30 protein-coding genes are annotated in these 26,414 nt (G+C 53.1%); 4 read left to right on the top strand and 26 right to left on the bottom strand.

Annotated features, from left to right (window positions below):
* Positions 1 to 215: 215 nt before the first annotated feature.
* The 16 genes from CHH67_RS00785 to CHH67_RS27005 form a co-directional block, all read right to left on the bottom strand.
* Positions 216 to 986 carry a class I SAM-dependent DNA methyltransferase gene (locus CHH67_RS00785; RefSeq protein ID WP_095263072.1) on the bottom strand — a complete coding sequence of 257 codons (771 nt, stop codon included), beginning with the start codon at positions 984 to 986 and terminating at the stop codon, positions 216 to 218.
* 30 nt (positions 987 to 1,016) lie between these two features.
* Complete coding sequence (locus CHH67_RS00780) at positions 1,017 to 1,934, bottom strand: CvfB family protein (protein ID WP_095263071.1); 918 nt, start codon at positions 1,932 to 1,934, stop codon at positions 1,017 to 1,019.
* Positions 1,931 to 2,278, bottom strand: coding sequence for a ribosome silencing factor (gene rsfS / locus CHH67_RS00775; RefSeq protein ID WP_095263070.1), 348 nt, complete (start codon positions 2,276 to 2,278; stop codon positions 1,931 to 1,933). Before rsfS ends, CHH67_RS00780 begins: the two co-directional genes overlap by 4 nt.
* A complete protein-coding gene (yqeK, locus tag CHH67_RS00770) occupies positions 2,275 to 2,853 on the bottom strand; it encodes a bis(5'-nucleosyl)-tetraphosphatase (symmetrical) YqeK (RefSeq protein ID WP_095263069.1) in 579 nt (192 codons plus the stop codon). The genes rsfS and yqeK overlap by 4 nt, the downstream gene beginning before the upstream one ends.
* Positions 2,837 to 3,427, bottom strand: a complete 591-nt coding sequence (locus CHH67_RS00765) for a nicotinate-nucleotide adenylyltransferase (RefSeq protein ID WP_095263068.1) — start codon at positions 3,425 to 3,427, stop codon at positions 2,837 to 2,839. The genes yqeK and CHH67_RS00765 overlap by 17 nt, the downstream gene beginning before the upstream one ends.
* Before the next feature lie 37 nt (positions 3,428 to 3,464).
* On the bottom strand, positions 3,465 to 3,755 hold the full coding sequence (gene yhbY / locus CHH67_RS00760) for a ribosome assembly RNA-binding protein YhbY (RefSeq protein ID WP_095263067.1): 291 nt from the start codon (positions 3,753 to 3,755) through the stop codon (positions 3,465 to 3,467).
* Positions 3,756 to 3,821: 66 nt separating this feature from the next.
* Positions 3,822 to 4,697, bottom strand: a complete 876-nt coding sequence (aroE, locus tag CHH67_RS00755) for a shikimate dehydrogenase (RefSeq protein ID WP_244908047.1) — start codon at positions 4,695 to 4,697, stop codon at positions 3,822 to 3,824.
* Positions 4,698 to 4,734: 37 nt separating this feature from the next.
* The gene (yqeH, locus tag CHH67_RS00750; protein WP_095263066.1) at positions 4,735 to 5,862 is read right to left on the bottom strand and encodes a ribosome biogenesis GTPase YqeH; all 1,128 of its coding nucleotides are present in this window, start codon (positions 5,860 to 5,862) and stop codon (positions 4,735 to 4,737) included.
* Positions 5,859 to 6,389, bottom strand: coding sequence for a YqeG family HAD IIIA-type phosphatase (locus tag CHH67_RS00745; protein WP_095263065.1), 531 nt, complete (start codon positions 6,387 to 6,389; stop codon positions 5,859 to 5,861). The genes yqeH and CHH67_RS00745 overlap by 4 nt, the downstream gene beginning before the upstream one ends.
* 149 nt (positions 6,390 to 6,538) lie before the next feature.
* The gene (locus CHH67_RS00740) at positions 6,539 to 8,746 is read right to left on the bottom strand and encodes a DUF4129 domain-containing transglutaminase family protein (protein ID WP_342351944.1); all 2,208 of its coding nucleotides are present in this window, start codon (positions 8,744 to 8,746) and stop codon (positions 6,539 to 6,541) included.
* Positions 8,743 to 9,987 (bottom strand): DUF58 domain-containing protein, encoded by a 1,245-nt coding sequence (locus CHH67_RS00735; protein ID WP_095263064.1) that lies wholly within the window; start codon positions 9,985 to 9,987, stop codon positions 8,743 to 8,745. Before CHH67_RS00735 ends, CHH67_RS00740 begins: the two co-directional genes overlap by 4 nt.
* 1 nt (position 9,988) lies before the next feature.
* A complete protein-coding gene (locus CHH67_RS00730; RefSeq protein ID WP_095263063.1) occupies positions 9,989 to 10,945 on the bottom strand; it encodes an AAA family ATPase in 957 nt (318 codons plus the stop codon).
* Between the two features lie 258 nt (positions 10,946 to 11,203).
* Positions 11,204 to 11,554, bottom strand: a complete 351-nt coding sequence (spoVAE, locus tag CHH67_RS00725; protein WP_095263062.1) for a stage V sporulation protein AE — start codon at positions 11,552 to 11,554, stop codon at positions 11,204 to 11,206.
* 4 nt (positions 11,555 to 11,558) lie between these two features.
* A complete protein-coding gene (gene spoVAD, locus CHH67_RS00720; protein ID WP_095263061.1) occupies positions 11,559 to 12,572 on the bottom strand; it encodes a stage V sporulation protein AD in 1,014 nt (337 codons plus the stop codon).
* Positions 12,573 to 12,578: 6 nt separating this feature from the next.
* Positions 12,579 to 13,070, bottom strand: coding sequence for a stage V sporulation protein AC (spoVAC, locus tag CHH67_RS00715; protein ID WP_095263060.1), 492 nt, complete (start codon positions 13,068 to 13,070; stop codon positions 12,579 to 12,581).
* A gap of 76 nt (positions 13,071 to 13,146) precedes the next feature.
* Complete coding sequence (locus tag CHH67_RS27005; RefSeq protein WP_280523025.1) at positions 13,147 to 13,275, bottom strand: hypothetical protein; 129 nt, start codon at positions 13,273 to 13,275, stop codon at positions 13,147 to 13,149.
* 501 nt (positions 13,276 to 13,776) lie between these two features.
* Here CHH67_RS27005 and CHH67_RS00710 point away from each other — a divergent pair.
* Positions 13,777 to 14,850, top strand: a complete 1,074-nt coding sequence (locus tag CHH67_RS00710; protein ID WP_095263059.1) for a M42 family metallopeptidase — start codon at positions 13,777 to 13,779, stop codon at positions 14,848 to 14,850.
* An 81-nt stretch (positions 14,851 to 14,931) separates the two neighbouring features.
* Here CHH67_RS00710 and CHH67_RS00705 read toward each other — a convergent pair whose 3' ends face one another.
* The 7 genes from CHH67_RS00705 to CHH67_RS00675 form a co-directional block, all read right to left on the bottom strand.
* Positions 14,932 to 16,332, bottom strand: a complete 1,401-nt coding sequence (locus CHH67_RS00705; RefSeq protein ID WP_095263058.1) for an MFS transporter — start codon at positions 16,330 to 16,332, stop codon at positions 14,932 to 14,934.
* 118 nt (positions 16,333 to 16,450) lie between these two features.
* On the bottom strand, positions 16,451 to 17,098 hold the full coding sequence (locus tag CHH67_RS00700; protein ID WP_095263057.1) for a cysteine hydrolase family protein: 648 nt from the start codon (positions 17,096 to 17,098) through the stop codon (positions 16,451 to 16,453).
* Between the two features lie 66 nt (positions 17,099 to 17,164).
* On the bottom strand, positions 17,165 to 18,211 hold the full coding sequence (locus CHH67_RS00695) for an ABC transporter substrate-binding protein (RefSeq protein ID WP_095263056.1): 1,047 nt from the start codon (positions 18,209 to 18,211) through the stop codon (positions 17,165 to 17,167).
* A gap of 74 nt (positions 18,212 to 18,285) precedes the next feature.
* Positions 18,286 to 19,167, bottom strand: coding sequence for an ABC transporter permease (locus tag CHH67_RS00690; protein WP_095263055.1), 882 nt, complete (start codon positions 19,165 to 19,167; stop codon positions 18,286 to 18,288).
* 18 nt (positions 19,168 to 19,185) lie between these two features.
* Complete coding sequence (locus tag CHH67_RS00685) at positions 19,186 to 19,965, bottom strand: ABC transporter ATP-binding protein (protein WP_095263054.1); 780 nt, start codon at positions 19,963 to 19,965, stop codon at positions 19,186 to 19,188.
* A gap of 127 nt (positions 19,966 to 20,092) precedes the next feature.
* Positions 20,093 to 20,464: a Na-translocating system protein MpsC family protein gene (locus tag CHH67_RS00680; protein WP_095263053.1), complete on the bottom strand. Its 372-nt coding sequence runs from the start codon at positions 20,462 to 20,464 to the stop codon at positions 20,093 to 20,095.
* 222 nt (positions 20,465 to 20,686) lie between these two features.
* Complete coding sequence (locus CHH67_RS00675; RefSeq protein WP_095263052.1) at positions 20,687 to 21,646, bottom strand: acetylxylan esterase; 960 nt, start codon at positions 21,644 to 21,646, stop codon at positions 20,687 to 20,689.
* A 343-nt stretch (positions 21,647 to 21,989) separates the two neighbouring features.
* On the opposite strand from CHH67_RS00675, the gene CHH67_RS00670 reads away from it, so the two are divergent.
* From CHH67_RS00670 to CHH67_RS00660, 3 genes are all read left to right on the top strand, one after another.
* A complete protein-coding gene (locus tag CHH67_RS00670) occupies positions 21,990 to 22,829 on the top strand; it encodes a sugar phosphate isomerase/epimerase family protein (RefSeq protein ID WP_095263051.1) in 840 nt (279 codons plus the stop codon).
* A gap of 180 nt (positions 22,830 to 23,009) precedes the next feature.
* On the top strand, positions 23,010 to 23,306 hold the full coding sequence (locus tag CHH67_RS00665; RefSeq protein WP_095263050.1) for a hypothetical protein: 297 nt from the start codon (positions 23,010 to 23,012) through the stop codon (positions 23,304 to 23,306).
* A 159-nt stretch (positions 23,307 to 23,465) separates the two neighbouring features.
* Entirely contained in the window at positions 23,466 to 23,705 is a 240-nt protein-coding gene (locus CHH67_RS00660) for a hypothetical protein (protein WP_095263049.1), read from the top strand.
* A gap of 166 nt (positions 23,706 to 23,871) precedes the next feature.
* Here the strand turns inward: CHH67_RS00660 and sigK are convergent, their stop codons facing one another.
* From sigK to CHH67_RS00645, 3 genes are all read right to left on the bottom strand, one after another.
* Positions 23,872 to 24,573, bottom strand: coding sequence for an RNA polymerase sporulation sigma factor SigK (gene sigK / locus CHH67_RS00655; protein WP_095263048.1), 702 nt, complete (start codon positions 24,571 to 24,573; stop codon positions 23,872 to 23,874).
* A gap of 228 nt (positions 24,574 to 24,801) precedes the next feature.
* Positions 24,802 to 25,710: an anti-sigma factor gene (locus CHH67_RS00650; protein WP_095263047.1), complete on the bottom strand. Its 909-nt coding sequence runs from the start codon at positions 25,708 to 25,710 to the stop codon at positions 24,802 to 24,804.
* A complete protein-coding gene (locus CHH67_RS00645; protein WP_095263046.1) occupies positions 25,685 to 26,290 on the bottom strand; it encodes an RNA polymerase sigma factor in 606 nt (201 codons plus the stop codon). The genes CHH67_RS00650 and CHH67_RS00645 overlap by 26 nt, the downstream gene beginning before the upstream one ends.
* Positions 26,291 to 26,414: the final 124 nt, after the last annotated feature.

Here is a 26,414-nt window from a genome sequence, read left to right as displayed (position 1 = left end):
AGGTGCGTTGATTTTTTGATCATCCTATCACAGTCCCATCGCCAAACCTATACCGTTTCCGCTCCATCTTAACCACAGTCAAATAAACATGCGCATTCGCATCTTTCAATTAACCCGGCTGCATACAAAAACACCTTCACACAGCGCTGGAACGCTATACGAAGGTGTATTTTATGCCCATCGATTTCATTTAAGAACGCGTGCATGCCGCCGCATTACTTGATCGCAACATAGAACAGCCGGCTCGCATCCGGCCCGGCTTCGATCCATTCGAAGTCCGCGTAGCATTGCACGTCGCGAAACCCGGCCTTGACCAGCTCGGTTCTCATCCATTCAGGGTCGTAACCCCGCTGGACATGTGTCTCTTCAAACCGGCGATAGATGGATGGATCTTTCTCATCGCGCGCAAAAATCGAGAGATGATGCTCGATTTCGCAGCGGGCTTCATCCAGTGCGCAGGTCCATATGTAGGAAACGCCCCGCTCATCCAGCACAAACGGCTGCTCTTCATCGTAGCGGACAAATGTGTTCGGATGATGAACATCAAACAGAAACGTGCCGCCTTCCTTAAGACCGGCATAGGTTCTGTCGAATGCGGAGCGGATATCGTCCTCTTCCAGCAAATAGTTGAAGCAGTCACAGAAGGAGATGACGGAGTCCACCTGCTCCGGCAGCTCCCAGGAGCGCATATCCTGCTGAATCCAGCGGATGCTGCCTTCCCGGTACAGCCGGCTTCCGCCCGCAGTGTCCTCCAGCTTGCGACGGGCAACGGACAGCATGTCGGCAGACAAGTCGATCCCGGTAACCTCGAATCCGGAGTTGACCAGCGGAATCGTAATGCTGCCGGTGCCGCAGCCCAGCTCCGCAACGCTTTTCGGCATCCCGTGCTTCTCCCATGCCGTTCTGGCAAACCTGATCCAGTCCGGGTAGGGCATATCCTCCATAAGTTGGTCATATACGTAGGCGAACTTGCGATAAGACATCATGACGGCACCACTTTCTGAAGCTTTGCTTAATTATTTCGTCGGTTTGGCTGTATCTGGGGACTCAGGCTCGTCTTTATTCACGAGGTAGGTCCAGCTTTCCTTCTGGGTAACGAGACCGTCCTTCATCAGTTTCCCAAGCGCCCGCTTGAAAGCCGATTTACTGATCCCAAACCGCTGTTTGATAATATCTGGCGGTGTTTCATCGGAATAAGGCATCGCATGCCCCGGACGCTCCTTCAGAAAAGCAAGCAGCCGATCCGCATCATCGTTACGGCTGACTTCCTTGCGCGGCACCATCGACAGATTAACCCGGCCATCCTCACGAATATGACTTACCCGCACACGGACCTCCTCACCAAGGCGAAGAAGGCGCGTCCGTTCCGAGGAGTGAATCATGCCGATTACGCCAAATCCGATGACCCCGCCATCCACGATGACAAACGTTCCCATCTGAAGCGGCTTGTACACCAGCGCATTGAACCATTCTCCCTTCCAGGAGTCAGGTGCATGGAACGCAAGCGGAGCCAGCTGCTCTTCTCCGGCCAGCTTGGCCCGAAGACGGCCCTGCTTGTCATGCTCCATCGTAACAAACACATGGTCGCCAACCTGCGGATGGAGCTCGCGCAGCTCCGGAAGCTCCCGAATCGGAAGCAGCAGCTGTCTGCCAAGTCCCATCTCCAGAAAGCAGCCCAGTCTCGGGTGAACGTCAGCCACCATCAGCTTGGCTGTCTCGCCGAGAGTCAAGTATGGTTTTTTCATCGTAGCTGCGAGCCGGTCCTCGGTATCGAAGAAAATAAACACCTCAACCTTGTCGCCAGGCTGAATTTTCCCGATAATCTCCGAGTAATGAAGCAGAACATCCCGATCCCCGGCATTCAGAAAGTATCCATACGGAGATACCTCTCGGGATACTTCAAGCTCAACGATGGTCCCTGCGAGCAGGCTCATACTTTCTCCACCACTTTGGCGTCAGACCACAGACGCTCGATGTTGTAATACTCGCGCTCGTCCCGGTGGAAGATATGAACGACCACATCTCCGATATCCATCAGCACCCAGCGCGCGGCATCCATTCCCTCAAGACCGCGCAGGGAAGCTCCAACCTCATGCACCCGCTTGCGAATTTCAGTTGCAATCGCCTGTACCTGGGTGTCCGAGTTACCGTGACAGATGACAAAATAGTCAGCCACCAGCGAAATCCCTTTTAGATCGAGAACTACGATATCCATTGCTTTTTTGTCTTCTGCAGCCTGTACAGCCACTTGTAACAATTCATTTGGACCTAATGTCATGAATTCGCCTCCAATTGCTTAATAAGATCATTGCGTGCCATAAACGTTAATGGAAAAATGATCTGCCTTCTCGACAGAAGAAATTGTATTGTTGACTCGAATCCGGCAACCAGCGCCTCCTCAAGGCTATGGTTGGCCAGATCGCGAATATTATTCACCCCGGGAAAATCGCGTCCCGGCTCGATGTAGTCGGCCAGACAGACCACTTTGTCAAGCAGGGTCATGCCGACGCGGCCAGAGGTGTGATATCGGATCGCATCCAGCACTTCCTGATCCTCCACACCGTATTCCTGCCTGGCTACAAAAGCGCCCACCTCGGCATGCCACAGCTGTTTGTCATAATCCAGCAGCTCTGAAGACAAGCCGTGATCCTTGATCATCTGCTCCAGCTTCTGTACCGGCCAATACTTCGCAACATCGTGCAAAATCGCCGCCAGATCCGCCTTGACGGGGTCCGCGCCGTATTGTTCCGCCAGCCGGACTGCCGTCTCCATAACCCCAAGGGTATGCGCCCATCGTTTGGCTGGCATCTGGGCAGATACCGCCTCCATCAACTGCTCACGGCTGTACACCATAAATACCGCTCCTAACAATATAATCATATACCCGGTCCGGCACCATATAACGAATGGATTTACCCGCTGCCGCCCGCTCGCGAATCGTCGTAGACGAAATATCGACAAGCGGCATATCCGCCGTCACTACCGCCTTCTGCAGGAAGTCTGGCAGCTGATCAACCGCAAGCTTCGAACCCGGACGGTTGACGCCAATAAAAGTCAGCATCCCGGCAAGCTCCTCAATCCGGTTCCACTTTGGGAGATAATTGACCATATCGGCCCCGATAATGAAAGCAAAGCTGTGATCGGGATATACCTCCTTCAGCTCCTTCACCGTATCAACGGTGTAGGAAATCCCGCCCCGCTTCACTTCCCAATCGAGCAGGCGAAAGGACGGATGACCGGCTATCGCTTCAGCGGCCATCGCAAGCCGCACGCGGCCGGTCATGCCTGCGTCCTCCTTGTGCGGAGGGATGTGGCTCGGCATGAACCATACTTCATCCAGGGCGTGGGCATCGCGGGCAGCTTCGGCGGCCAGCAGATGTCCGATATGAATCGGATCAAAGGTGCCTCCCATAATTCCTATCTTCATCACGAATCCCCTTATGCACCAAGGTGGCTTTTATGCATCAAGGAAGCTCGATCGTTTTGTGATCCTTCGATTCCTTGTACAGCACAATCGTTTTGCCAATAACCTGAACCAGTTCCGCATGTGCGCCAGCCGAAATCTCCTCGGCAATATCGCGCGGATCCTCCAGGCAGTTGTTAAGAACCGATACCTTGATCAGCTCCCGCTTCTCAAGCGCCTCAGACACATGTCTGATCAAATGCTCATTGCTTCCTCCTTTGCCGACCTGAAAGATCGGATCCAGATGGTGGGCCTGAGACCGTAAAAATCGCTTTTGCTTTCCAGTTAACATGTATATACGTGCTCCTTAATGATTCATCTATTGAAATCCAAGTGTCTTATTTATTTTAACCCTAGTTTACCCTGAGCGAAAGCTGTTAAGCACCGCTTCCCGCATGGCCGTCACCGGGGCATCCAGCCCAGTCCAGAATTCAAATGCGTAAGCGCCCTGGTTGACAAACATGCCAAGCCCGCCGTGAACGGTGCACTGTCTTCGCTCGCTTTCGCGCAGCAGGGACGTCTTCAGCGGATTGTAGATCAGGTCACTGACGACAGCCCCCTCGCGAATGAAGTCCGGATTGACGGGAACATCTCCAATGTTCGGATGCATGCCGACCGAGGTCGTATTAATGACGACATCGGCAGCAGCCAGAACTTCGCGGCTTGCCTCCTCGCCAAACCCCCGGATGTCCGCGAGCTTGCTCCATTCCTCGGACAGCTCCCGCGCTTTGGCTTCCGTCCGGTTCAGAATCGAAATCACTGCAGGCTGCTCGGCGATCAACGCGTAGACAATAGCGCGGGCTGCGCCCCCGGCTCCGAGGACCGCGATCCGCTTGCCGGACAGATCAGGGCACGCCTCGTCCTTAAGGGAACGGACGTATCCGATGCCGTCCGTATTATATCCCTTCAGCCTGCCATTGTCATTCACAATCGTGTTCACCGCCCCGATCTGGGCTGCGCCTTCATCCACTTCATCCAAGTACTTCATGACCTCAACCTTGTGCGGAATTGTCACGTTCACACCGCGAAAATGTAAGGAACGCACGGCCGAAATTGCATCCGCAAGCCCCTTCGGACGTATGTGAAGCGGGACGTAAGCGCCTTGCAGGCCAAGCTCGGCTAACGCCGCCTGATGCATGACAGGCGATTTGGAGTGAGCGATCGGATCGCCCATGACACCGAGCAGCAGCCAACTGCTGCCGTCTACGGTGCCGTGCATAATATTACCGTTCATTTCTCCGCCTCCATCAATAACCGTCTCCATCCTGCTGTCAGATCAAGGACGGGCGCAGCAGCACCTTGACGCCTCGCGGCACATGAACCGCTACGAGCGCGCCTTGATCGCTGTTCACCTTAACCCAGCCAAGACCGGACATGAACACATCAAGACGGGATCCCTTCGGAATCCGAAGCTCGTGTCGGGTCCATTCCGGCATCTCGGCCAGCCGCTCTCTCGTCGGCGGAGACAGAAGCTCACCCGCATGTTCTTCGAACAGCTCATCCGCCCGCTCCAGCTTAGTGCGATGAATCTTCAGCCTTCCGCTCACAAAGCAGGTGAACGATTGATGTTCCCCCTGTACAAAATCAAACCGTCCGAGCCCGCCAAAGAACAGCGTCTGCCCTTCATTGAGCTGATAAACCATCGGCTTGAGCGGATTCTCTGGCATGATCGCGCCCAGATCCTCACGGCTCACCAATTCGCTATATCTCCACGGGTATACGATCCCCGGTGTATCAATGATGAATTTTCCGTCATCCAGCGGGATGTTGACCATATCGAGCGTCGTCCCCGGATAACGCGATGTCGTAAGCTCCTGATCCAGATCGCTGTAATCCCGGATCAGCCGGTTGATCAGCGTGGATTTGCCTACATTGGTAGCCCCCACGACATAGACATCCCGGTCTCCTCTGCGGGCTGCGACCGACTCCAGCAGCCGATCAAAGCCCTGGTTCTTCTTGGCGCTGCACAGCACGATATCAACCGTTCTCAGGCCATGCTCCTTGCAGCTCTTTTGTACCCAGTTGAGCACCTTGTTCCAGTTGGTCACCTTCGGAAGAAGGTCTGTTTTGTTAACAGCCAGAATGACCGGGTTATTGCCAACAAACCGCTGCAACCCCGATATCATGCTCCCCTCAAAATCAAACAGGTCCACAATATGAATAACGAGCGCATTCTTGCCGCCGATCTGTCCCAGCAGCCGCAAAAATTCATCCTGATCCACCGCGACGGAAGATGCCTCGTTGTAGTTTTTAATCCGGAAACAGCGCTGACAGATGACCGGCTCCCGCTCCCAGGCCTTATCCGGCAAATATCCCGGCTCGCCCTGCGCTGTACTTTGAAGACGAATGCCGCAGCCGCTGCATTTCTTGATGTCTTGTCCGCTCCAAGGCTCTGTCATGTATTCTTTTCCTCCTCAAACCATAATCCCTTTTTGCGGAGCCGCGTCAATGCGATCCGCTCGATCCGGCGATTGATCAGGCGTGTGAACCAGCCTTCGTCACCAATGGCAATCGGCATGACGAGAATCGTAAACAATCCCAATCGATTGCCGCCATAAACGTCCGTCAGCATCTGGTCTCCGACCACCACCGTCTGGTCCGCAGGCAGGTCCATCATCGTCATCGCTTTGCGGAACGGCGCATTGGTCGGCTTGCGCGCTTGGTGAACAAATTCAATATCCAGCGGCGTCGCAAACTTCGACACGCGCTCCAGTTGGTTATTGGACACAATAATCAGCTGGAATCCGATCTCCTTCACCTTCTTGAACCATTCAACCAGTTCAGGTGTAGCCAGCGGCGCCTTCGCACCGACAAGCGTATTATCCAAATCCGTAATGATGCCGCGGTAACCCTGCTGATAGAGCTTCTCCAGATCAATATCAAACACGGTGTTTACGCGGAGCTTGGGCACAAGCATTTCAAACAAGATACGTCACCTCAATTTCATACGAAAAACTATACCATATTCCGGTTCCTTAGTAAAAAAACATCTTGGCTCATTTCAACCCCAGGCGCTGTATTCGAGCAAAAGACCACCCGGCATTCCGACAGTTTCGGAAACCCGGGCGGTCTTATTTAAATAAGTTTGACTTTCTTCATCGATTTCTTGAGCAGATCAGCCTGCTCCTGGACGGCGCGCCACTCGTCCTCCTGCACCTGGGCAGGGCTGTAACGGGCGGACTCAAACTTCCGCAACAGCGGATGCAGTTCAGTCCGAAGTGTCGGATACGTATCCGCCCAGCGCATGATGGATTCCCGCAAGGTTTCATGTGACTCGCGCACAAGCCCTCTCCGATGGACAAAGCGCAGCCAGCGTTCCGTCTCGGCAATCACCTTGTCCGCTGGTGTCAGCGGCTTGCCTGCTTTCAGGCGTGCGCCTGCGAAACGCAGATCGAGCTTCATTCTCCACAGAATGTAGGCCCCCCACAGGGCGATAATTGCCGCTGCGATCATCACAATCCATTTCATAAGGCCGGAGGATGCCTGCTCTGGTGCCGCAGCCGGTGCAGACTCTTCCAGAGCCTCCTCCTCTTCCAGCAGCTCCTCCGAAATGACCGGCTCGGATTCCTCCATGCTAGTCAGAATCGGCATGCTGAAACCTGGCGTAGCCTCAATTGGAATCCAGCCGTACTCCCCGAAGTACACTTCCACCCAGGAATGCGCATCGGCATTGGTGACCGTGTACATGCCAGGATCCATGCTGACCATCCCATCCATCGGCATGAACTCTTGAATGGACACGCTTCCCGGTGCGTAGCCTTTCACCCAGCGTGCAGGAATATCCAGCGATCTGGCCATCATGACCATCGAGGTTGAGAAGTAGTCGCAATAGCCTTCCCGGATTTCAAACAGAAACCCTTCCACAAAGTCGGGACTTTGCTTGCGGGACAGATCCGGCGAGTTGGTGTAGGTATAATTCGATTGCAAATAATCCTGCAGCAGCACCACTTTCTCATAAGGCGTCTGCCCCGCAGCGGTTACCTCTTCCGCGAGCAGCTCTACCCGGTCCGGAAAATTCCTCGGGATTTGCAAATAAGCATCGTCCACCGAGCCTGAATACAGCTCCTCATAGGTTCGTTTACTTAGCTCTTCCACAGGAATTACCGGAATTTCCGATGTCACGGTGTAGCTCTTCGGATAACGCTGCTGGCTCCTCATGTGAAGCTCCGATCCTTCAGGCACCCAGCGCAGCAAGTCAGGGTCGACATCGGCATCCATGCTGTCGATGCGAGAAACGGCGTAGGCCCCAAATAATACGGGATAGACATCATCGCTCAGCATCGTTATTGTTTGCTGAACGCTCTTCGTTGATACCGTCGTGGACAAATCGCCTTGCAGGTCATCGTTCAGGCGGACATCCGAACCGCCTCTGCGCCCGCCTCCGTCTGCCCAACCGGTCCCTGAGTATTGCGTTCTGACCTCTCCTCGCCAATAGCTCCGCTCATCAGAGCTCACTGTCATAACAGGTGAGTAGTCGAAGTTGAATCCAGCCCCGAGGTTATTGTCCTCCCGGCCATACCCGGACGTGCTTTCCGTCGGCACTTCGAGCAAAGATCCGGTGCCTGTTGTAGAAGTACCCGACAGCGGTGATCCGCTCAGTTCCCTCCACGCCGTATACGGGTCTGTCAGTGTTGGCTGAACATAGGGCATGTTCACCCCGGCCAATATAATTAACGAAAAGATAACCAGGATGTTGGCGATAATCTTGAACGGAGACTTGGAAAGATGACGCCAACCTTGCGGAAACCGCGCCCTGAATTTATTGAAATGGCTTGTCACCAGCCAGCCCATGCCGGCAGCGGCAATCCATGCCGTTTCATCCCACAGCTCAAGATGGGTGAAAGAATCGAGTATCGTAAAGCTGATGACGTTGATCGCAATGATCATTAGAATCTTTCTTCTGCTGTCCGACAGCCTAACGATGAGCAGAACGATCGCCCACGCCGCCAGCGCAAACCACAAGTAAGGCAACAGATACGATGCTTCGTCCGACAGCAAGCCCCTCACCATGTCCGTTGGCACAGGCAACCCGTGAGCATCCAGAATTCTGTGGACGGAGAAAGCGATGAGTGCCACCTGCAGCAGCATCCTTAAAACGAACGTTGCCGGTATCAAAGCTTCAATGATCGCTGTAATGGACAACGCTGCAATAACGACTGCTGTCGTCTCATCCAGCCAGATCGTTTCCGTAAAGGATACCCACTGCATGCCAATGATCCATATCCACAGCATGGTCAGCCCCTGAAAGAATACTGACGACAGCTTGTCCACCCATAGCTTCACGTGACACCACCTCCTAGTGCGGCAGAAAGCCCCTCCAGTGTCGAAGTGGCGTAGCTGGATATCCCCCGCGTCTTCAGCAGCTGCAGCGTTTCATCCGGCGCAGACGCCTGATTCGCGCTTTCGATTCGCAAGAAACAAGGATTCATGCCCCTCGTCTCAGCCCAGCGCAGCACCTCTACAGCTTCCCGGCCTGTCATCGGACTGATCAGCATAAACAGGGCGCCTTTAGGAAAATGACGATATGATTTCTCCAAAACGGTAATAAGATCGCCCTTACGGTCTTTATCTACGTCCACCAAATGCTGGATCATGCGCATCCGGTCGCCCTTGTTATCGGTTGGCGGAAACAGCTTCGGCTCCTGGCCCGCCGTGAACAAGCCTGTTCCTGTATGCTCGCGGCCCGTATATTCGATCAGAGAGGCTGCAGCGGATACCGCCAGTTCGAATTGCTGCGAATGCTCATAGCTCGAGGCGGTACAGTCCAGAACGATCATCGTTTTCGGAAAAGACTCATGCTCGAACTCCTTCGACTTCCACGATCCTGTCTTGGCAGTTGCATTCCAGTGGATCCGCGAGATCCGATCGCCGTATACATAATCCCGGACGCCGTTGATCTGTGTCGTCTCCCGGCGTGAAGACGAGATCGTCGTCTGTGTGCCACCAAGCCTGGAGTTGCGAATGCTGCGCTGCCAGTCCGGAATATGGATCGTCCGCGGCAGAACGCGGAATTCGGTAGCCACCTCGATACGCCCCCGGTGTTCCATCAGTCCGAAAATATCTTCACTGATACATTCGGTATTGGAGAAGGCATATCTCCCCCGCTCCAGAGAGGGGGTCTGAAATGTAAGACGCCCTTCACCGCGAAAGTTGGGAATGACACTGTCCTCAAAGGACCAGGTGTCGCCATTATGTCGTTTGAGCACTTCGCGGATAATGAGGTAGGGCATCGGCAGCAGGCCCGGCACGTTCACGTTCAGTTGAATGCGCACCTGCTCCCCGGCGCGCAGCGTCTCCCGGTTGCCTGTGCCGGATACGCTGCGTGAGGCTTTCACGCGATTAACTCCGCCGAACCCGGCACCGATAATATAAATCGCAAGCAGACTTACCATAGAGAACAGCATGAGCGAGGTTTTGCCGCCTTGAAAGAGCACGTACAGCAAACAAATGCCCCATACCGCCAACACCGCTGCCAGTTTGGACGGCTGCATCCCTTTCAGTAATAAGAAAACCGCACGACGCATGCTATTTCCCCATCTGTACAGGCACTTTCACCTGACGCAAAATATATTGAAGCACCGATTCGGCATTGGTGTTATCCAGCCTGGACTCCGGACGCAGCATAATCCGGTGCGAAAGGACGTAAGGGGCAAGGGTCTTGACGTCATCAGGAAGCACGTAATCGCGCTCCTGCAGGAAAGCATAGGCTCTGGCCGCGTTCATGAACGATAGCGTAGCTCTCGGGCTGGCCCCGAGCAGCACAGCCGGATGTTCACGGGTAGCGCGGGTTATATTCAACAAATAATCAGCCACAGGATCTCCGAGGTATACCTCACGAATCTCATGCTGAATGGCCGCTATCATTTCCATATGAGTGACCGGTGCAAGCTTGTCCGTCAGCTGTCCTTCACGCGAGCGAACCATCAGCTCCTTCTCGGTTGCGGCATCAGGATAGCCAAGACTCAGCTTCAGCATGAAGCGGTCCAGCTGCGCTTCTGGCAGCATGTACGTACCTTCAAAGTCAATCGGATTCTGGGTTGCACATAGCATAAACGGATGCGGAAGCGCATGGGTTTCGCCATCAACAGTTACGCTGCGCTCTTCCATGACTTCCAGCAAAGCGGATTGGGTTTTCGTGGTGGCACGATTGATTTCATCGGCCAGAAGAATGTTGGTCATCACGGGGCCCGGCCGGAAATAAAAGCGTTCATCACGCGGATGAAACACGGACACCCCTGTAATATCACTAGGAAGAATATCCGGGTTGCACTGGATTCTTCTGTAATCCCCTTGCATCGATTTGGCAAGCCCTTTGATGAGCTGGGTTTTGCCGGTTCCAGGTACATCCTCGATCAGAACATGGCCGCCAGCCAGCAGCGCTGTGAGGAGCAGCTGTATCTCAAATTCTTTGCCTAGCAGGCACGACTCCAGATTGGATCGCACCGAGGAAATGATTTTCATGGATTCTTGGCTTACGGGCATGTATGACTAACCTCCTGTAGGGAATAAATAGATGGTTTAGTACTATTGTACATGATTGGGATGCCGGAGTACATTCAAGTGCGTTATTTATCGCCGTCCACAGCCAAATTCCTTTAATACACAGCAAAAAACCCTGGTTTAACATACCAGGGCTTTCGTGCTATGTTCGGCAATTCAGTTTTGAACGATATGTTGGCCGGATCATGTTTGGCAAATCGGCTTCCCGAAAGCTTCACCGAAGGCTTCAAGAAAAAGTTCTTAACCTTTTGGGCGAAACAGAAGGGCGGCAATAAAGGAGAAGATAATCGCGGAGGATATCCCCGCGCTAGTCACCTCAAATATCCCTGTGACAACACCGATCCATCCGTCCCTCTCCAGCTCGGTCAGCGCGCCATGGACAAGCGAGTTGCCGAAGCTGGTGATGGGTACCGATGCGCCGGCTCCCGCAAATTTCACGAGCGGATCGTACAAGCCGAGGCCATCGGCAATCGCTCCGACAACGACCAGCGTGCTCATCGTATGCGCCGGCGTCAGCTTGATAAGGTCCATCATGAGCTGCCCGATAACGCAGATGAGGCCGCCGACAATAAAGGCCCATAAAAATTGCATCTCGTTAACCTCCCATCTCTAATGCTACTGCGTGCGCGATACAAGGAATCGTCTCCCCCTGCTGATAAGAAAGCGGCGACAGAAGCGCTCCTGTAGCCACGACAAGCACTCTTTTCAGCTCCCCTTTTCGCATGCGCTTCAGAATATGACCATACGTAACCACGGCTGAGCAGCCGCAGCCACTGCCGCCGGCGTTAACGAATTTCTGCTTGGTCAAGTCATAGATCATCAGGCCGCAGTCATCAAATATCGTTCCGTCCATCACAACGTTGTTCTGCTTCAGCAGATCCTTGGCAATCGGCAAGCCAACCGAAGCCAGGTCACCGGTTACAATCAGATCATAATCGGAGGCTTTGCGCCCTGTGTCCTTAAAGTGCTTCGTAATGGTATCCGCTGCCGCCGGGGCCATGGCCGAACCCATGTTAAACGGATCCTTGATGCCAAGGTCCATCACCTTGCCGATCGTCGCATGCGTTATGGAGGGACCGTCGCCCTGATCAGATACCACGGAGCAGCCTGCGCCGGTAATGGTGTACTGCGCATAGGGCGGCTTCTGGGAACCGTACTCCGTCGGATATCGGAACTGCTTCTCAACCGTACAGTTATGACTTGCCGTGCCGGCCATAACATATTTCGCCCCGCCCGAATCCACGATCATGGACGCAACGGCCAGGCTTTCCATCGAGGTCGAACATGCGCCGAACACGCCCAGATAAGGCACGCCCATCTGTCTGGCGGCAAATGAACTGCTAATAATCTGGTTCATCAGGTCTCCGCCAACAAAAAACTGAACTTCGTCTTCCGTGATTCCAGCGTTCTCGGCAGCCTTTCGGGCGGCTTCTTCCAGCAGTCTCCGCTCGGCCTTCTCCCAAGTCTTCTCATTGATCCGAATGTTATCGTAGACATAATCAAAATCTTCGGCCAGCGGCCCCTCCCCTTCCTCAGGACCTACAATGGTGCCTGTTCCGATAATGACCGGTTTGTTCTCATATTCCCATGTCTGTCCGGTTACCTTCATGTCCGCTTACCCCCTTCCACCGAAGCCCAGCAGGGCATAGATGATGCCGATAATGAAAGCAGCCACTGTACCGAATACAATAACGGAACCAGCCAGTTTAAACATTTTGGCCCCCACACCCAGAACCAGCCCTTCCGAACGATGTTCCAAAGCGGCGGAACACATGGAATTCGCAAATCCGGTCACGGGCACAGCGCTGCCTGCACCCGCCCACTGGGCGATTTTGTCATACACGCCAAAGCAGGTCAGAATGACGGAGATAATAATAAGAACCGCCACGGTCGGACTGGCTGCCTCTTTGGTGGTCATGTCAAACACCGACATAAAAAACTCCTGAATGCATTGACCAATCAAGCAAATAAGACCTCCGACCAGAAACGCCCGAATGCAGTTTCGAATGACCGGTCGGGAAGGTTCGTGTTTTTTGGCAATGGCTTTATATTCATCCGAGCTCATCTGGCTTAAGCTTGACTGGGATGCTTGATTGGAGTCAGACATTATGAACGCACCTCCGGAATGTGATTTGATTCGCACGAAAGGATCCGGCGAAATAGCTAGGATATCCTAGTCATCATTATGCTTTGAATGATCTTCCTTTATGTTTGGAAAATGGTCCTTGCTTGCCAATATTCATTCCCGTTTTGGCACAAACTGGCGGTTTATAATAGGCGCTCCCTACCGCCTGTTCGATAATTTTGTCCATTTAAACGGCCTGAAATCGCCCGGTGTTAGCGCGTCTCCCCATAGCCGGTAGCCGCATACAACAAAACAGCGCCCAGCGAAGGCTGGACACTGTTTTTCAGACATCGTTATTTACCAGGTTAAATCAATACATACAGCAGCAAAATAACCAATAATATAAAGAGCACCACGATGAGCAGAAGATCTCTCACATCCGCTTGCCGTTCCCACACATCCCCTGAATGTTGGCCCATAGTCAGTCCTGTCCCTTCCCTCCGAGATCCAAGTAAAGCAGTGGTCCATATATCGTATTCCCGCTCAGGGGATCGGGTGCTTGTTCAAAGTGTTCATGAACAGGGTTCGCGCCGTTCCTTTCTCGCGGAGTGTCATGACGAAGGTAATCGTATGTATGCCCTCAAAGCCGCCATGGCATATCGTCGTCAGGTGGACATTTGTACGTGCCGGGGGCATACTAGAACTATGCAGATTATACATACCTTTATACGAAGGAGCGAATCATAGAATGAATGAATCGACACGCGAGCTATTCCGTACATTGACCGAATTCCCGGCAGCGCCGGGCTTTGAGCGCGAGCTTCGGGCTTGGGTGAAGAACGCCCTCTCCCCCTACACCGACGAGTTCGTACAGGACCGCCTCGGCAGTCTGTTCGCCGTATTGAGAGGGAAGGAGGAAGGACCGCGGGTCATGGTCGCAGGCCATATGGATGAAGTCGGATTTATGGTTACCGGCATTACCGAGGCAGGCATGATCCGCTTTCAGCCACTGGGCGGTTGGTGGAGCCAGGCCATTCTCGCCCAGCGTCTGCAAATTATAACGGACAATGGACCGATCATCGGGGTGGTCGGATCGACGCCGACCCATTTGCTGGATGAAGCTCAGCGCAGCAAACCGGTTGACATCAAGTCGATGTATATCGATATCGGCGCTGACAACAAGGCGGAAGCCGAATCATTCGGCATTCGTCCGGGCCAGCAGATTGTTCCAATCTGCGAATTTACGCCGCTGGCAAATCCGAAGAAGATTATGGCCAAAGCATGGGACAACCGCTATGGTGTCGGTTTGGCCATCGAGCTGGTCAAAGCGCTTCATGGCGAACAGCTGCCAAACATCGTTTATGCTGGCGCTACGGTTCAAGAAGAGCTTGGGCTTCGCGGTGCCCGCACCGCTGCCAATCTGATTCAGCCGGACATTTTCTTCGGACTCGATGCCAGTGCTGCAAACGACATGACGGGTGACAGAAGCCAGTTCGGCCAGCTCGGGCAAGGCGCGCTGCTTCGCATCTTCGACCCGACTATGCTGACCCATCGCGGGATGGTCGAATACGTGCAGGATACTGCCGAGACACACAAGATCAAATATCAGTACTTTGTATCTCCGGGCGGAACGGATGCCGGCCAGGTACACCTGAGCGGTATCGGCGTGCCGTCTACCATCATCGGCATCTGCTCCAGATACATTCACACGTCCTCATCGATTATCCATACCGATGATTACGAGGCGGCCAGAGAGCTGCTGATCAAGCTTGTCAAAGGGCTTGACCGCACCACACTGAATACGATTTTGGAACGGGCTTGATCCTCGCTAGCCGTCCACATCGTTCACTTGGAAGATCATCCGGCTTTTGCCGGATGGTCTTCTTTGTATATTGTCCACTGCCTAGGATGAAGAAGAAAGCTCCTTATGTCTGGCCAGCCGAAAGGACAGCACAATCGCAACAAGAACCGCAGCTACGAGCCCGGTCGTCAGCGCAAACATCATCCGCATCCCGACAGCGCCGTCAGCGCCCCCATACTGAGACAGCAGCACGCCTCCGGCGGCTGTTCCGAACATCATGCCCAGATTGCGGGAAAGGGCCAGAAGACTGCTGATTAGCCCGAGATCCGATTGGGCAGCCCGGTTCATCACAAGGGAATTGTTCGGCGGGGTTATCGTTCCCATCGATCCCCCTAGCAAGACAATCAGCAAGATAAGAACAATTAAAGGATAGGAAGCTGACACAAAACTGAGCGCCATCAAAACGATTGTCATCATGAACAGTCCTGCACTAAGCAGCGGGAAGGTGCCGAGCCTGTCTGACAAACTGCCCGATAGAGGCGAGACAATAATGAGAGATAACGGATATCCCGCCATAATCAGGCCAGCGATAGCCGGGGCGATACCGAGGTCCCCAAGCAGAAATATCGGCAGCGCCAGCTGGGCCGCAAAAGCAGCCATATAAGTGATAATGGTTGTCAATATGCCGAGGCTGATTCCGGCATCCCGGAACAGCTCCAGCTTGATAAAGGGACGCTCCCTGCGCCCTTCCTTGCGCCAGCGAGCAGATAGGCACCAGCCGACGAAACCGCAAGCCCCGGCAAGAAACAGGAGGATCAGCAGGGAAACCTGCCAGGACCCCCAACCCCAGCGCGCGCCCATATTGACCGCCGTAACGAGTCCTGTCAGGGAGACGGCAAACCATATGGCCCCCGGCACGTCCAGACGGCTCTCCCCATCCGGCTCATCTTTCGGGATGAAGCGCTGTGCGCATATCCACATCCCAAGCGCAAGCACAGCAAGCATCCAGAAATTGCTGCGCCAGGAGAACCACTGAATGAGAACCCCTCCGAGGCTCGGTCCGATCATAGAACCCGCTGCGACAAAGGTGCCGATTAACCCGAGCGCTTTACCCCGCTGCGCGGTTGGAAAAGCAGAAACGATCAGCGCCATATTGGTAGCCTGGTACATCGCGGCCCCCGCTCCCTGCAGCCCTCTTGCAGCAATCAGGCCATTCAGTGAAGGGGATAGCGCACAGAAGACCGATCCGGCCATAAACAGAAACGCTCCTGCGTTATGAATCACGCGCCTGCCCATCTTATCTCCGAGCTTGCCCATTACGGGCAGAAGGATGGAAATGACCAGCAGATACGCGGTCACAATCCATTGAGCGGATGAAATGGTCGTTGCAAAGGAGCCTGCGATATCAACAAGCGCAATATTAAACATCCCTGCCGACAAATTTGATAGAAACGCCCCCATGCATATCGTATATTGCGCAAGCCGCTGTGTCCTGCTATTCATCTTGATTCACCAGCTTTGTTATTCAATATGGATCATTCATGTGTTGGTTCAAACAAAAAGCTCCCTTAAAATTTAAAGAGAGCTTATCCATCCGTCGCTTCTATTCCAACGCCTTCTGTCAGCGGGAGAGTGACATTGACTCGCGATACTCCGGGGCTTTGTCAGCCCAGACATCCACGATTCGCTGTACTCCGCACACGCTGCCAAAATAGCCTGCGATATTCTCCATTGTCATCTCGTGTGCTGTTCGGGAGTATGAGGCACAGGCATCCTCGGCCAACACAATATGATAATCAAGCATAAAACCGTCCCTGGCGGTCGATTCTACACATACATTCGTGCTGACGCCCGTCATAATTAATGTTTCAATCTTGAGCGTTTTTAACACCGAGTCGAGACGTGTGTTTACAAATGCGCTGTACCGATGCTTGTTGACGATAATGTCATCCTGCGTTGGTGTCACCTCATAAAACTCGGCCCCCCAGCTGCCCACCCGGCATACGCTCGCAGAACGCCCGGAGGAACGGGTTGTCCACGCTTCAGAGTCCGTTGCCGGTTCATGAAGCGTCTGAATATAAATGACCGGAACTTGGTGCTCCTTCGCAGATATCAGCAGCTTCTGCAGCTGCCCGATCATCCCCGGTATGCCGCTGATGTCACATCCGGCGCGGGGCAAAGCCCCTTCCGGGTGGCAGTAATCATTTTGCACATCCACGACAACGACGGCCGTTTTACTGTTTAACAGCAGTTCGTTTAATGATTTCATCGGATAAAGTCATCTCCATTTCGAAAGGTTTTCGCCCCATCAGAGCGCAGGATAGGATGGCAATCGTTATTGGCCGGATCGTTCCACAAATTGCATATCTACCAGCCCGTCATACGTATAGTCGCCCTTGAAAATGCCGGTCTGAATCATAACATCCATGTCGGTGTCCAAAGCCGTCTCCGAGATCATTCCGTCCAGACTCCACAGATGATCCTCATATGCACGATCCAGGGATGCCTGAATGGCCTCGTCAGACAACGTAGGAAATTCGGCCTTCAAATTGCGCTTGGCCAGCTCCTTGTCCGTCTGTACCGCTTGCAGCGCTTCGATAATCGCGTCGGTAAAGTTTTGCACCGTCTCCGGCTCCTTCTCAATCGTGGATTTCTTCACGCTAAGCACGGAATACGAGAAGTCGCCGAGATCATGAAATTTATAGAACGGCTCGTCCCATACCTCTTTCGCAATGCCGTCACTGATCTGCGGTTCAGCCCCGTTGGCGATATCGGCTGCCCCTTGTTGAACCATCGTGACAACGGTCGAAGCATCAGCCGGCTCAAGCAGCTGTACATCCTTCTCCGGATCAAGCCCGAGCTGGATAAGCAAATACCGGGTGAGCAAATTCGGAGTTCCACCGTGACGTCCGGCGTTAATCTTTTTGCCCTGGAGAAAAGCTTTCAGCTCTTCCGGCGAGCTTCCGGCCGGGCCTGTCCCTTTTTTAGCCATAAGATAGACGTTGGCCCGATTCACCACATTCACAACCGAAATGATCGGGTCCGAATTGTTGTTGTTCGCCAGCGCGTTGGACTCCGTGCCGCCGATCACCGCCCAGGCGTCTCCGCTGACAACCGCCGCTACGTGGGCCCCGCCTGCAGCCTGAATAACCTCAACCTCCAGTCCTCTCTTCTCAAAATATCCTTCTCTCTGCGCCACATAGAGCGGCAAATAACCCGTGGAGTGAAGCGGTTCAGCGATCACAAGCTTCCTCAGCTTGCCCCCGTCCGAAGCGGCGTTCGCGCTGCCGCCCGCATTCCCGCCCGAACAGGCGGAAAGGATGCTTACAATCATGATCATGGCAAGTAACAGCGGCAGCAGCTTCGTCATCTTTTTGTACATAGGAATCCCCCTTGATTAATTAAATGGATTAATCCGTCGCCATGCTTGTGAAGGCAAGTCTGAGCATAGGTTGTCTACTGCTTGGCCAGCCCTTTGGACAGCCATTTCTCCAGAACGACCACACCCCAGTACATCAGCATGGACAACAGCGACAGCACCACGACGCCCACCCACACCAGATTGATGTCCAGAATCGTTCCTGCATACATAATCATTCGTCCGACACCCTGACTGGAGGCGATGAACTCTCCGACAATGGCGCCAGCGAGGGCAAGCGCTATGTTAATGCGCAAGCTGCTAATGATCCAGGGCATCGACCATGGAACGACCACCTTCGCGAACACCTGATGCCGCTTCGCGCCCAGAGAGTACATCAGCTTCTCCATGTCCGGGTCAACGCTTTTCACACCGCTGTAGGCAGACAGCGCGGATACGACCACCGTCATGGAGAAGGCCAGCGCAACTTTGGAGAAAAATCCGATCCCCAGCAGGATGACCAGCACAGGCGCAAGCGCCAGCTTCGGCATGGCGTTCAGAATGATCAGGTACGGCTCACTGATGCCCGCATAAGACCTGGACCACCAGAATGACAACCCGAGCAGCGCGCCTAGAAAGGTGCCAAACACAAATCCAAGCAAGGTCGAGCCTGACGTATAAGCAATATCCCCCAGCAGCGACCCCTCCGTGATCTGAGTCCAGGTGGTCGTTAGAATGGCGCTCGGACTGCTCCAATAATAGGAATCCAGCCAACCGATCCGCGTAAACACTTCCCAGACCAGAAAGATAAGGACGGCAACGGCAAAGCGTCCCCACACAATTCGTCTGCTTCTTGCGCGCGCGATCGCCTCTTCATCCAGAATATAGGGCACCACCTCCGGCCTCACAGACGTTTCCGGCACCGTTTCCGCCGGTGCAACAGCATGAACGATAAAAGCTTCCTTACGTGCAGTTTCCATCGGCAATCTCTCTCCCTTTTATGAAATTTGCTCCTCGTCATGTCCGGCAGACAGCAAATCCAGCAAATGATGCTTTAAATCCATGAATGCCGGGGAGGTCATATCCTCGGTTTTTCGCGGGCGTTCCATTGTAACGGTAATCTTGGTCTTGATTCTCCCCGGCCTGGAAGAGAACACATAGATGTCGTCAGATAAATAAATTGCTTCATCAATGTCGTGGGTGACAAACAGCACCGTTTTGCCGAAATCGGCCCAGATTTGCAGCAGCCAGTTTTGCATCGTCAGCCTCGTCTGCGCATCCAGCGCCCCAAAAGGCTCGTCCAGCAAAATAATATCCCGGTCATACAGCAATGTCCGAAGCAGCGCAGCCCGCTGTCTCATTCCCCCGGAAAGCTCCCGTGGATAATGCTTGTCGAAGCCTTTCAGCCCGTACTTCTCCATCAACGGCAGCGCCCGCTCGGTCGCTTCCTTGTATGGAACTCCCCGAATCTCCATGCCTAAAATGATATTGTCCAGAATAGTGCGCCAAGGCAGAAGCATATCCTTCTGCAGCATATAGCCGACATAGCCGGTCTTGCCCACAATGTTCTCCCCGTCGGCAAGCACCTTGCCTGTGGAGGGCGGCATGAGCCCGGCGATAATATTGAACAGCGTCGATTTGCCGCATCCGCTGGGCCCGATGATGCTGACGAATCTCCCTGCTTCAATCGAGAGGCTTGTCTCCCTCATGGCAGGAATCTCTTGACCGTCTCTGCGAAACCATTTGCTGACACCGGAAATCTCGATTTTGTGACTCATTATGCGTCCTCCTTTTGATCGTATAGTGAGTTTGTTGACAATATGGGTATAAAAAAATCGCCAGTCCAGTCCCAAAATGCAACGAAGTGCATATGGGTACCAAACTGACGATTGGCCAGCTCTCCTCTCAGAGTTCGGGCTTGTCGTTCAGATAAGCTTCCACGTCTTTCTCCAAGAACACGATGGTACCGGAGTATTCGGTCTCTGCATCGTAATCTTTAAGAATCGTAATGATATTCAATTTAAACTGCGTTTCAAAAGATTGTTTGATCTCCTGTTTCAACAATTGAAATAAAAGGTGGTCCAACTGCCGGGTAGAGAGGGGGTAATTCTCATCCAGCAGTTTAAGGACGGGGACTCGACTGTTCCTTGACACAATAATGATTTTGTTGCCGACGAAGTCGACCTTTTGCTGCTTTACACCCACGTTAAATATTTTCTTATTTATCGCGTTGTAAACCCTCAAAATGTCCTGTTTGAGTTCGCCTGCCGTTGTCATTATTCAACATCCCTTATGTGTAATATATTATTACATTGACCGGGGTAGGTATTCGGGTGTTCATCAAGAAACATCATCCTTGGGTTTAATTATAGACAGTATCAGCGTGATGTCAATACTATAACGTCAAAAAAGTTAACAATTATTCTTATTGTGTCATATATTATAACATAATAATGACATCAGGGACTGTTGTAACCGACACACCCACACCCTATCCACTTATCCCAGCACGCTTTGTAAAAATTGAACGGCCTGCCGCTTCTGATACTCGTTCACCTCATGCCCCGAAAATGGATAATCTTTCATTTCCTTCGGGGCCTGTATTCGATTGTATGCGGCATATATCGTCTCAGGCATGCAGACGGTGTCCTTCCACCCAGCCGACACGAGCACAGGCGCCTTGATCCGGGGCCCCAGGTTCAGCATGTCAAAATGGGCCAAATGCTCAAGCACGGCATCGAGTTGATCCGGAAATCTTTTAATGTAACCCGCCACCTCGCTCAATGAACTTGCTGAGTGCAGCACGCCATAATCCATGCGGCACATGTTCGGAATATCGGCTACGATCGCAGCAACCTTCCCGCTGAGGGCTCCGCACATCAATGACAGGCCACCGCCTTGACTGCCGCCCGCTACAGCAATTCGATCCGGATCAACCCCGGGCAGGACCGCTGCTGTGTCGATTGCCCGCACAGCATCTATAGAAATCGCCATATAGTAAGAACGGTGAATATCCGTAATGCCCTGCGTTATCCATCCTTTGACAACGCCGCTGTCCATCGGCAGCAGATTGCCGGTTTCCCCGCCCTGTCCCCTTACATCGACCGCAAGCACCGCATAACCAAGAAGCACCCAGTGCGCATATCGCTCGGGATATCCCTTGTCCCCGGTATAGCCCGGAAATGTCACGATACATGGAATGCGGCGTTCTTCCTCCGCGCGTGATTTCGGCCTGATATACCATGCATGAATCGGAGTGTCATCATATCCCCGATAGCTGACTTTGGATACGTCCATGGCGGAATAAGGGGTCACTTCAGGGGTTAACACGATATCTAGCATTTTGCCGGAATATCCGGTTAGCGCTTCATCCCAGAAGCGGGTTAACGTCTCTGTATCCATGGTCGGTTCCGGTCTGCAATTGTCCAGCTCCAGCTTTCGCTGCTTGATTGTGTTCATATCGGTTATAAGCTCCTTTACGACTGGATTATGATGTTAGGGATCGGGACAGCAACAAGCCTGTCCGCATGGCAAAATCCCGGTATGCTCATGATTCAGCTTTTCTAGCCGCCCCAACTCCTTATTCGTCATTGTGCGCCCAATCCCTGTCCCGGCCGCCAAATTCAAGAACGATCACAACTCAAGCTATGCCCCGTATGAATCGCCTCAGCGATTAAAATGGCTTAGTGGAATGTGAGCATAACCCTGTTCATTTGCTCCGCTTGGTTTTATACTGTTGGAGACAGCCTGATGTTTCGGTGTGATCTTTAATCAATTCTAATCATGAATGGAGTCGATAACGATGCAACAAGGACTGACAGGAGCAGGTTTGGGGAAATTGGAAAGCGACACACAGCTGATTGAACTGGCCTCCCGCTATCATTTTTCCGTTGTGGATGTAAGCGCTAAAGGACTTGTCGATCGCCTGGGTACAGACGAGGCGCTTTCTCTGCTTGAAGAGCGGCATATCCGCATTGGAGCCATCGGCCTCTCGGTAGAATGGCGTAAAGGAGACCGCGAATTTCTCGAAGGACTGGCGGCATTGCCTGCCGAGGCTGCTGCTGCAGCGGCGCTCGGATGCACCCGTTGCTGCACGTACATTCTTCCGTCCACGGATTTGCCGGCAGCGCATTTCATGGCGCAGGCAACCAAGCGTTTGCGTCTATGCGCTGAGATTCTTGGTGCCTACGGCATCCGGCTTGGCCTTGAATTTGTGGGTCCGCACCACCTCCGTACCCAGTGGAAACATCCTTTTATCTGGACGATGCAGGAGACGCTTGATTGGATCGATGCGATTCACGCACCGAATGTAGGACTGCTGCTCGATGCATTTCACTGGCATACCAACGAAATGGAAGTGGCGGATATTCACAGCCTGAAGCCGGAGCAAATCGTCCATGTACATATCAATGACGCCAGAGATGTTCCTGTTCAGGATGTCCTCGATAATGATCGCTTATATCCTGGCGAAGGGGTTATTGATCTGACTGGATTCCTCCAGGCTTTGGACACGATCGGATATAACGGGCCGGTAACGCAGGAAATACTGACAGCTGCGGCGCCGGAAGGCTCGCCGGAGGAGCTGGCAGCCAAGTCGCGCCAAGCCTTTGACAAGGTGTTCGGAGCAGCTGGACTGGTGTAAAAGTAAGGGGAGCCGCGACTCGCACCGTGCTGCACGGCAGTCGATAAATTGCTGGCGGGGCGATTGTCGCCGGATGAGGGCGTCTAATCATACAATCATGCTCCACGGGGATGACTTGGGACATATTTCCCCTTTTTACCGGGCACACTACCGACATATCCTGCAGAAGGAGTCGCTGCCATGAGCCCTTTCAAGAAGGAAGACCGCGATCGTTACACCGATCTGTCCACCGTGGAATCCCAGCGCAACGACCTTACGGCCGAGGAATTCCCGGAAGGACCTTTCGGATCCAGCATCACCGCCGAATCTCTCGGCAAGAGCACACCGTGGAGGGTCGATCAACGACCGCCGAACCGCTTTGACTATGAAAATCGAAGTCTGCATAAACAGCAGCAGCGGGATTTCCCCTCCGAGGATCAAATCCTTCAGCCTGAGCTTGATGCAGAACAGGCGTCTTACGAATCCGATCCTTCATGAAACGACCCTCCTGTCCATCATCGGACAAGGAGGGTAATTTTTTGGGAGAAAATCGGACATTCAGATGAATACCGCACGCAGGCTGGACATAAAATGGCATGAAAAATATCGAATGCTGAGTGCTGTGAAAAAAACGATACAAACACAAAGGGGAGCGGAATGAGAACGAGGAGAAACGATGAATTTGTTGTCTACGTGGTGTCGTTATCCAGCCTAACGCGGTATGTTTCCATTGAGTTTATCGGCGGGTTCTGCGGATATGTCATTGGGAAGAAGGGACTGCACTCCGAAATATTCGGCATGGTGGGCAGCGTTGCTGCACCGATGCTTCTCCGTACCGTGACTTACGGTCCCCCTACCCTACTCCGTCGTCTGGCATCGCTGCGCAGAGTTACGTAATCGTCGAACTAAACGTGGGGGTAATTTCCATATTTTGGGCACCGAACATTCGGATTATTAATATTTAGGATGTTTAAGAATTGAAATGATATAAGCCCCTGACGGGGCTTATTCTTTGTCCATGAATGTTATCTCGTTTCGTTCCTTGTCGTGCCTGATTGAACATTCATTTCTTCTGCTTGTAAAACTCATGATACAGCTTCATAAGTGCACGCTTCTCAATCCTCGACACGTAGCTCCTTGAAATGCCCAGCTCCTTAGCGATTTCTCGCTGTGTTCTCTCTTCCCCGCCTGCTTCCAGTCCGAAGCGTCCGATGACCACTTCCTTCTCTCGGTCATCCAATATGTCGAGATTTCTGTAGATTTTACTTTTCTCGATTTTCAATTGTACGGCATCCACGATATCATCCGCTTCACTGCCAAGGATATCGATTAAGGTGATCTCATTTCCTTCCTTGTCCGTCCCGATCGGATCATGCAGAGAAACATCCTTTCGTGTCTTCTTAAGTGATCTGAGGTGCATAAGTATCTCATTTTCGATACAGCGAGCGGCAAACGTAGCCAGCTTGGTCCCTTTGTTCGGGCGAAAGCTTTCAATCGCCTTGATCAGTCCAATCGTTCCGATGGAGATTAGGTCTTCGAGGTCCTCGCCAGTATTGTCGAATTTTTTGACAATATGCGCCACGAGCCGAAGGTTATGCTCAATCAGCTTGTTGCGTGATTGGGGATCGCCTTCGGCCATTAGCTGCAAATGCTTAGCCTCCTCTTCCTCGGTCAGAGGCTGGGGAAACGCATTGTTTTTCACGTACGATACGAGCAGGGTCAACTCTTTGATAAATAATGCAATGGCGGTAAACAATCCAGGCACTTGGGGACACCTCCTGCGAAAATACAATGCAACCGGTCCTAGATCGGCACGGTTTCTCGGTCCTTTCATTGTATGTAGGCAGTCGCCCAGAAGTGCATGTACAGCCACCATTTGCTAAAATATACAATGCGACGATTAACGTCCCGAAGGTGAACCTTCGGAGTACCCTTCCGCTTGCCGATTGGAGCCGGCAGAAGCCCCCATCCTCTTGTCCCCTCTACATCTGCTCTACCTTCTCATCTCAACCAGCACCGCCTCCGGTCCCGTCGGTCTCAGGCTGCCTCCCTTGGGCTCCATGCTGACCACGATTCGCTCGGCATCTCCCGTCACAACACCATAATAATAGCTTCTTCCTTGCGGCCCCGGAACGAGCATAAATCCGGCACTCGACAGTTGATTGCCGTTCTGGAGCCAGACCTGGTAGTCCTTCTCCTCCAGAGAGTGCAGGCCCTTTACAACGATCAGCATCTCCCCGGAAGCACGCTTGAGCCATACCGATCCGCTGCCATAGAAAGGCCCTACCGGTTGAATGACATATCGTTCGGTATCCTCGCTCTGCATATGGGCGATTCGCTGGTTCACCGTATGCTCAAAGGTCGCTTCCTGTTGGCCCAGATCGTTCTTGAACGAGAACAAACCGATGACAAGCATCACGAGCAGCGCACCCGCCAATGCCTGACTGGCAATGAATGGCCATGGCCTGGATTTGATTCTTCTCACAATCGCGCGTTTATATGCGGCGCGCATCAGCTTGCTCCTTAATCGGTCCGATGGCTCATGTGCGGCTGTCACTCCTGGATATGCATCGCTCGTAAGATTCCATTCCGCAACCGAAGGTATATAGTCATATGCAGCATGCTCGTCCCCATCCCTGACCATAACTCCCTCCTGGCTAGTGGCTGCGGTTCCGAGCGGCATATCATGCGTAATGGCTCCCGCTTCGGCGCCAAGCAAGTTCTGCCACTCCACGACCGTGCCGGCACAACGGGCACATGTGGCAAGATGGCGCTCCAGATGGTGTGACTCGAGCGCTGAGAGCCGGCCCATCGCGTAATCCACCAGCTTCTCTTCCGGATAAAGCGGACAGCCGGGGTACTGCTCAGCAAGATATTCAAGGCCGGACTTTGAATGTTTCATGCTCCGAGCCCCCTCCTTCCTTCCCGCTGACGATATCCAGTCGCTTTCTTACGTTCTGTATGCCGTATCGGATCAGTGATTTCACAGTGCCTACAGGCCGCTTCATCAGTTCGGCCATCTCCCGGTGCGACATCTGCTCCACATAGCTTCCGTAGACGGCCATTCGCTGCATCGGCGGTATGGTTTTCAATGCCTTTTTCACCTGCTCCAGCTCGACCTGCCTCAGGGCAGCAACCTCCACAGCTTCCCGTTCCCCCGTCCACAACGTCTCCGGCAGCGTATCCTCGCTCCATTCCGTGATCGCCAGACGCTGTTTCCGCCGCAGCCGGTCCATCGCTCTACAGCGCGTTCTTACTGCAAGCCATGCCTCGACACTGCCCCGATCCGGGTCATATTGCTCTGCTTTATGCAGCACTTCCATGAATATATCCTGGCATAAGTCCTCCGCTTCGGCGGCATCTTTCGTAAACTGGAAGGCCAGCCGGTACACCATTTTGGCGTAGGCTTCATAGAAGCGTCCAAAGGCCGCCGCCGACCCCTCGGCAATCTCCGCCAGCCATATCTCAGGATTGTCGTTCATCCCAAGCTCCTCCTTATCCCCTTTCCTTTATGGATCAGCCGAATTTTTTCGATCACATTTTAGCAAAACTGTTCGTTGTTTTGAATCCTGTTCCGGGCTTTTCATGTTCTTTTAATGAATTTTT

Source organism: Paenibacillus campinasensis (genome assembly GCF_002272015.1).
Lineage (GTDB): Bacteria > Bacillota > Bacilli > Paenibacillales > Paenibacillaceae > Paenibacillus_AQ > Paenibacillus_AQ campinasensis.
Note: the sequence above shows the minus strand (reverse complement) of the source record. Positions and strands in the feature narration are given on the sequence as shown.

Coding starts and splice junctions, on each gene's coding strand:
- rsfS (WP_095263070.1), bottom strand. CDS start 2,278: ATGACATTAGGTCCAAATGAATTGTTACAAGTGGCTGTACAGGCTGCA.
- CHH67_RS00695 (WP_095263056.1), bottom strand. CDS start 18,211: ATGTACAAAAAGATGACGAAGCTGCTGCCGCTGTTACTTGCCATGATC.
- CHH67_RS00785 (WP_095263072.1), bottom strand. CDS start 986: ATGATGTCTTATCGCAAGTTCGCCTACGTATATGACCAACTTATGGAG.
- CHH67_RS00730 (WP_095263063.1), bottom strand. CDS start 10,945: ATGCCCGTAAGCCAAGAATCCATGAAAATCATTTCCTCGGTGCGATCC.
- CHH67_RS00665 (WP_095263050.1), top strand. CDS start 23,010: ATGAGCCCTTTCAAGAAGGAAGACCGCGATCGTTACACCGATCTGTCC.
- yhbY (WP_095263067.1), bottom strand. CDS start 3,755: ATGTTAACTGGAAAGCAAAAGCGATTTTTACGGTCTCAGGCCCACCAT.
- yqeH (WP_095263066.1), bottom strand. CDS start 5,862: ATGACAGAGCCTTGGAGCGGACAAGACATCAAGAAATGCAGCGGCTGC.
- CHH67_RS00780 (WP_095263071.1), bottom strand. CDS start 1,934: ATGAGCCTGCTCGCAGGGACCATCGTTGAGCTTGAAGTATCCCGAGAG.
- CHH67_RS00700 (WP_095263057.1), bottom strand. CDS start 17,098: ATGAAATCATTAAACGAACTGCTGTTAAACAGTAAAACGGCCGTCGTT.
- CHH67_RS00690 (WP_095263055.1), bottom strand. CDS start 19,167: ATGGAAACTGCACGTAAGGAAGCTTTTATCGTTCATGCTGTTGCACCG.
- CHH67_RS00685 (WP_095263054.1), bottom strand. CDS start 19,965: ATGAGTCACAAAATCGAGATTTCCGGTGTCAGCAAATGGTTTCGCAGA.
- CHH67_RS00765 (WP_095263068.1), bottom strand. CDS start 3,427: ATGAAGATAGGAATTATGGGAGGCACCTTTGATCCGATTCATATCGGA.
- CHH67_RS00675 (WP_095263052.1), bottom strand. CDS start 21,646: ATGAACACAATCAAGCAGCGAAAGCTGGAGCTGGACAATTGCAGACCG.
- CHH67_RS00660 (WP_095263049.1), top strand. CDS start 23,466: ATGAGAACGAGGAGAAACGATGAATTTGTTGTCTACGTGGTGTCGTTA.
- CHH67_RS00645 (WP_095263046.1), bottom strand. CDS start 26,290: ATGAACGACAATCCTGAGATATGGCTGGCGGAGATTGCCGAGGGGTCG.
- CHH67_RS00650 (WP_095263047.1), bottom strand. CDS start 25,710: ATGAAACATTCAAAGTCCGGCCTTGAATATCTTGCTGAGCAGTACCCC.
- spoVAC (WP_095263060.1), bottom strand. CDS start 13,070: ATGTCTGACTCCAATCAAGCATCCCAGTCAAGCTTAAGCCAGATGAGC.
- CHH67_RS00710 (WP_095263059.1), top strand. CDS start 13,777: ATGAATGAATCGACACGCGAGCTATTCCGTACATTGACCGAATTCCCG.
- aroE (WP_244908047.1), bottom strand. CDS start 4,697: ATGAACGGTAATATTATGCACGGCACCGTAGACGGCAGCAGTTGGCTG.
- CHH67_RS00735 (WP_095263064.1), bottom strand. CDS start 9,987: ATGCGTCGTGCGGTTTTCTTATTACTGAAAGGGATGCAGCCGTCCAAA.
- spoVAD (WP_095263061.1), bottom strand. CDS start 12,572: ATGAAGGTAACCGGACAGACATGGGAATATGAGAACAAACCGGTCATT.
- CHH67_RS00680 (WP_095263053.1), bottom strand. CDS start 20,464: ATGACAACGGCAGGCGAACTCAAACAGGACATTTTGAGGGTTTACAAC.
- yqeK (WP_095263069.1), bottom strand. CDS start 2,853: ATGGTGTACAGCCGTGAGCAGTTGATGGAGGCGGTATCTGCCCAGATG.
- CHH67_RS27005 (WP_280523025.1), bottom strand. CDS start 13,275: ATGGACAAAATTATCGAACAGGCGGTAGGGAGCGCCTATTATAAACCG.
- CHH67_RS00705 (WP_095263058.1), bottom strand. CDS start 16,332: ATGAATAGCAGGACACAGCGGCTTGCGCAATATACGATATGCATGGGG.
- CHH67_RS00670 (WP_095263051.1), top strand. CDS start 21,990: ATGCAACAAGGACTGACAGGAGCAGGTTTGGGGAAATTGGAAAGCGAC.
- spoVAE (WP_095263062.1), bottom strand. CDS start 11,554: ATGCAATTTTTATGGGCCTTTATTGTCGGCGGCCTCATCTGCGTTATC.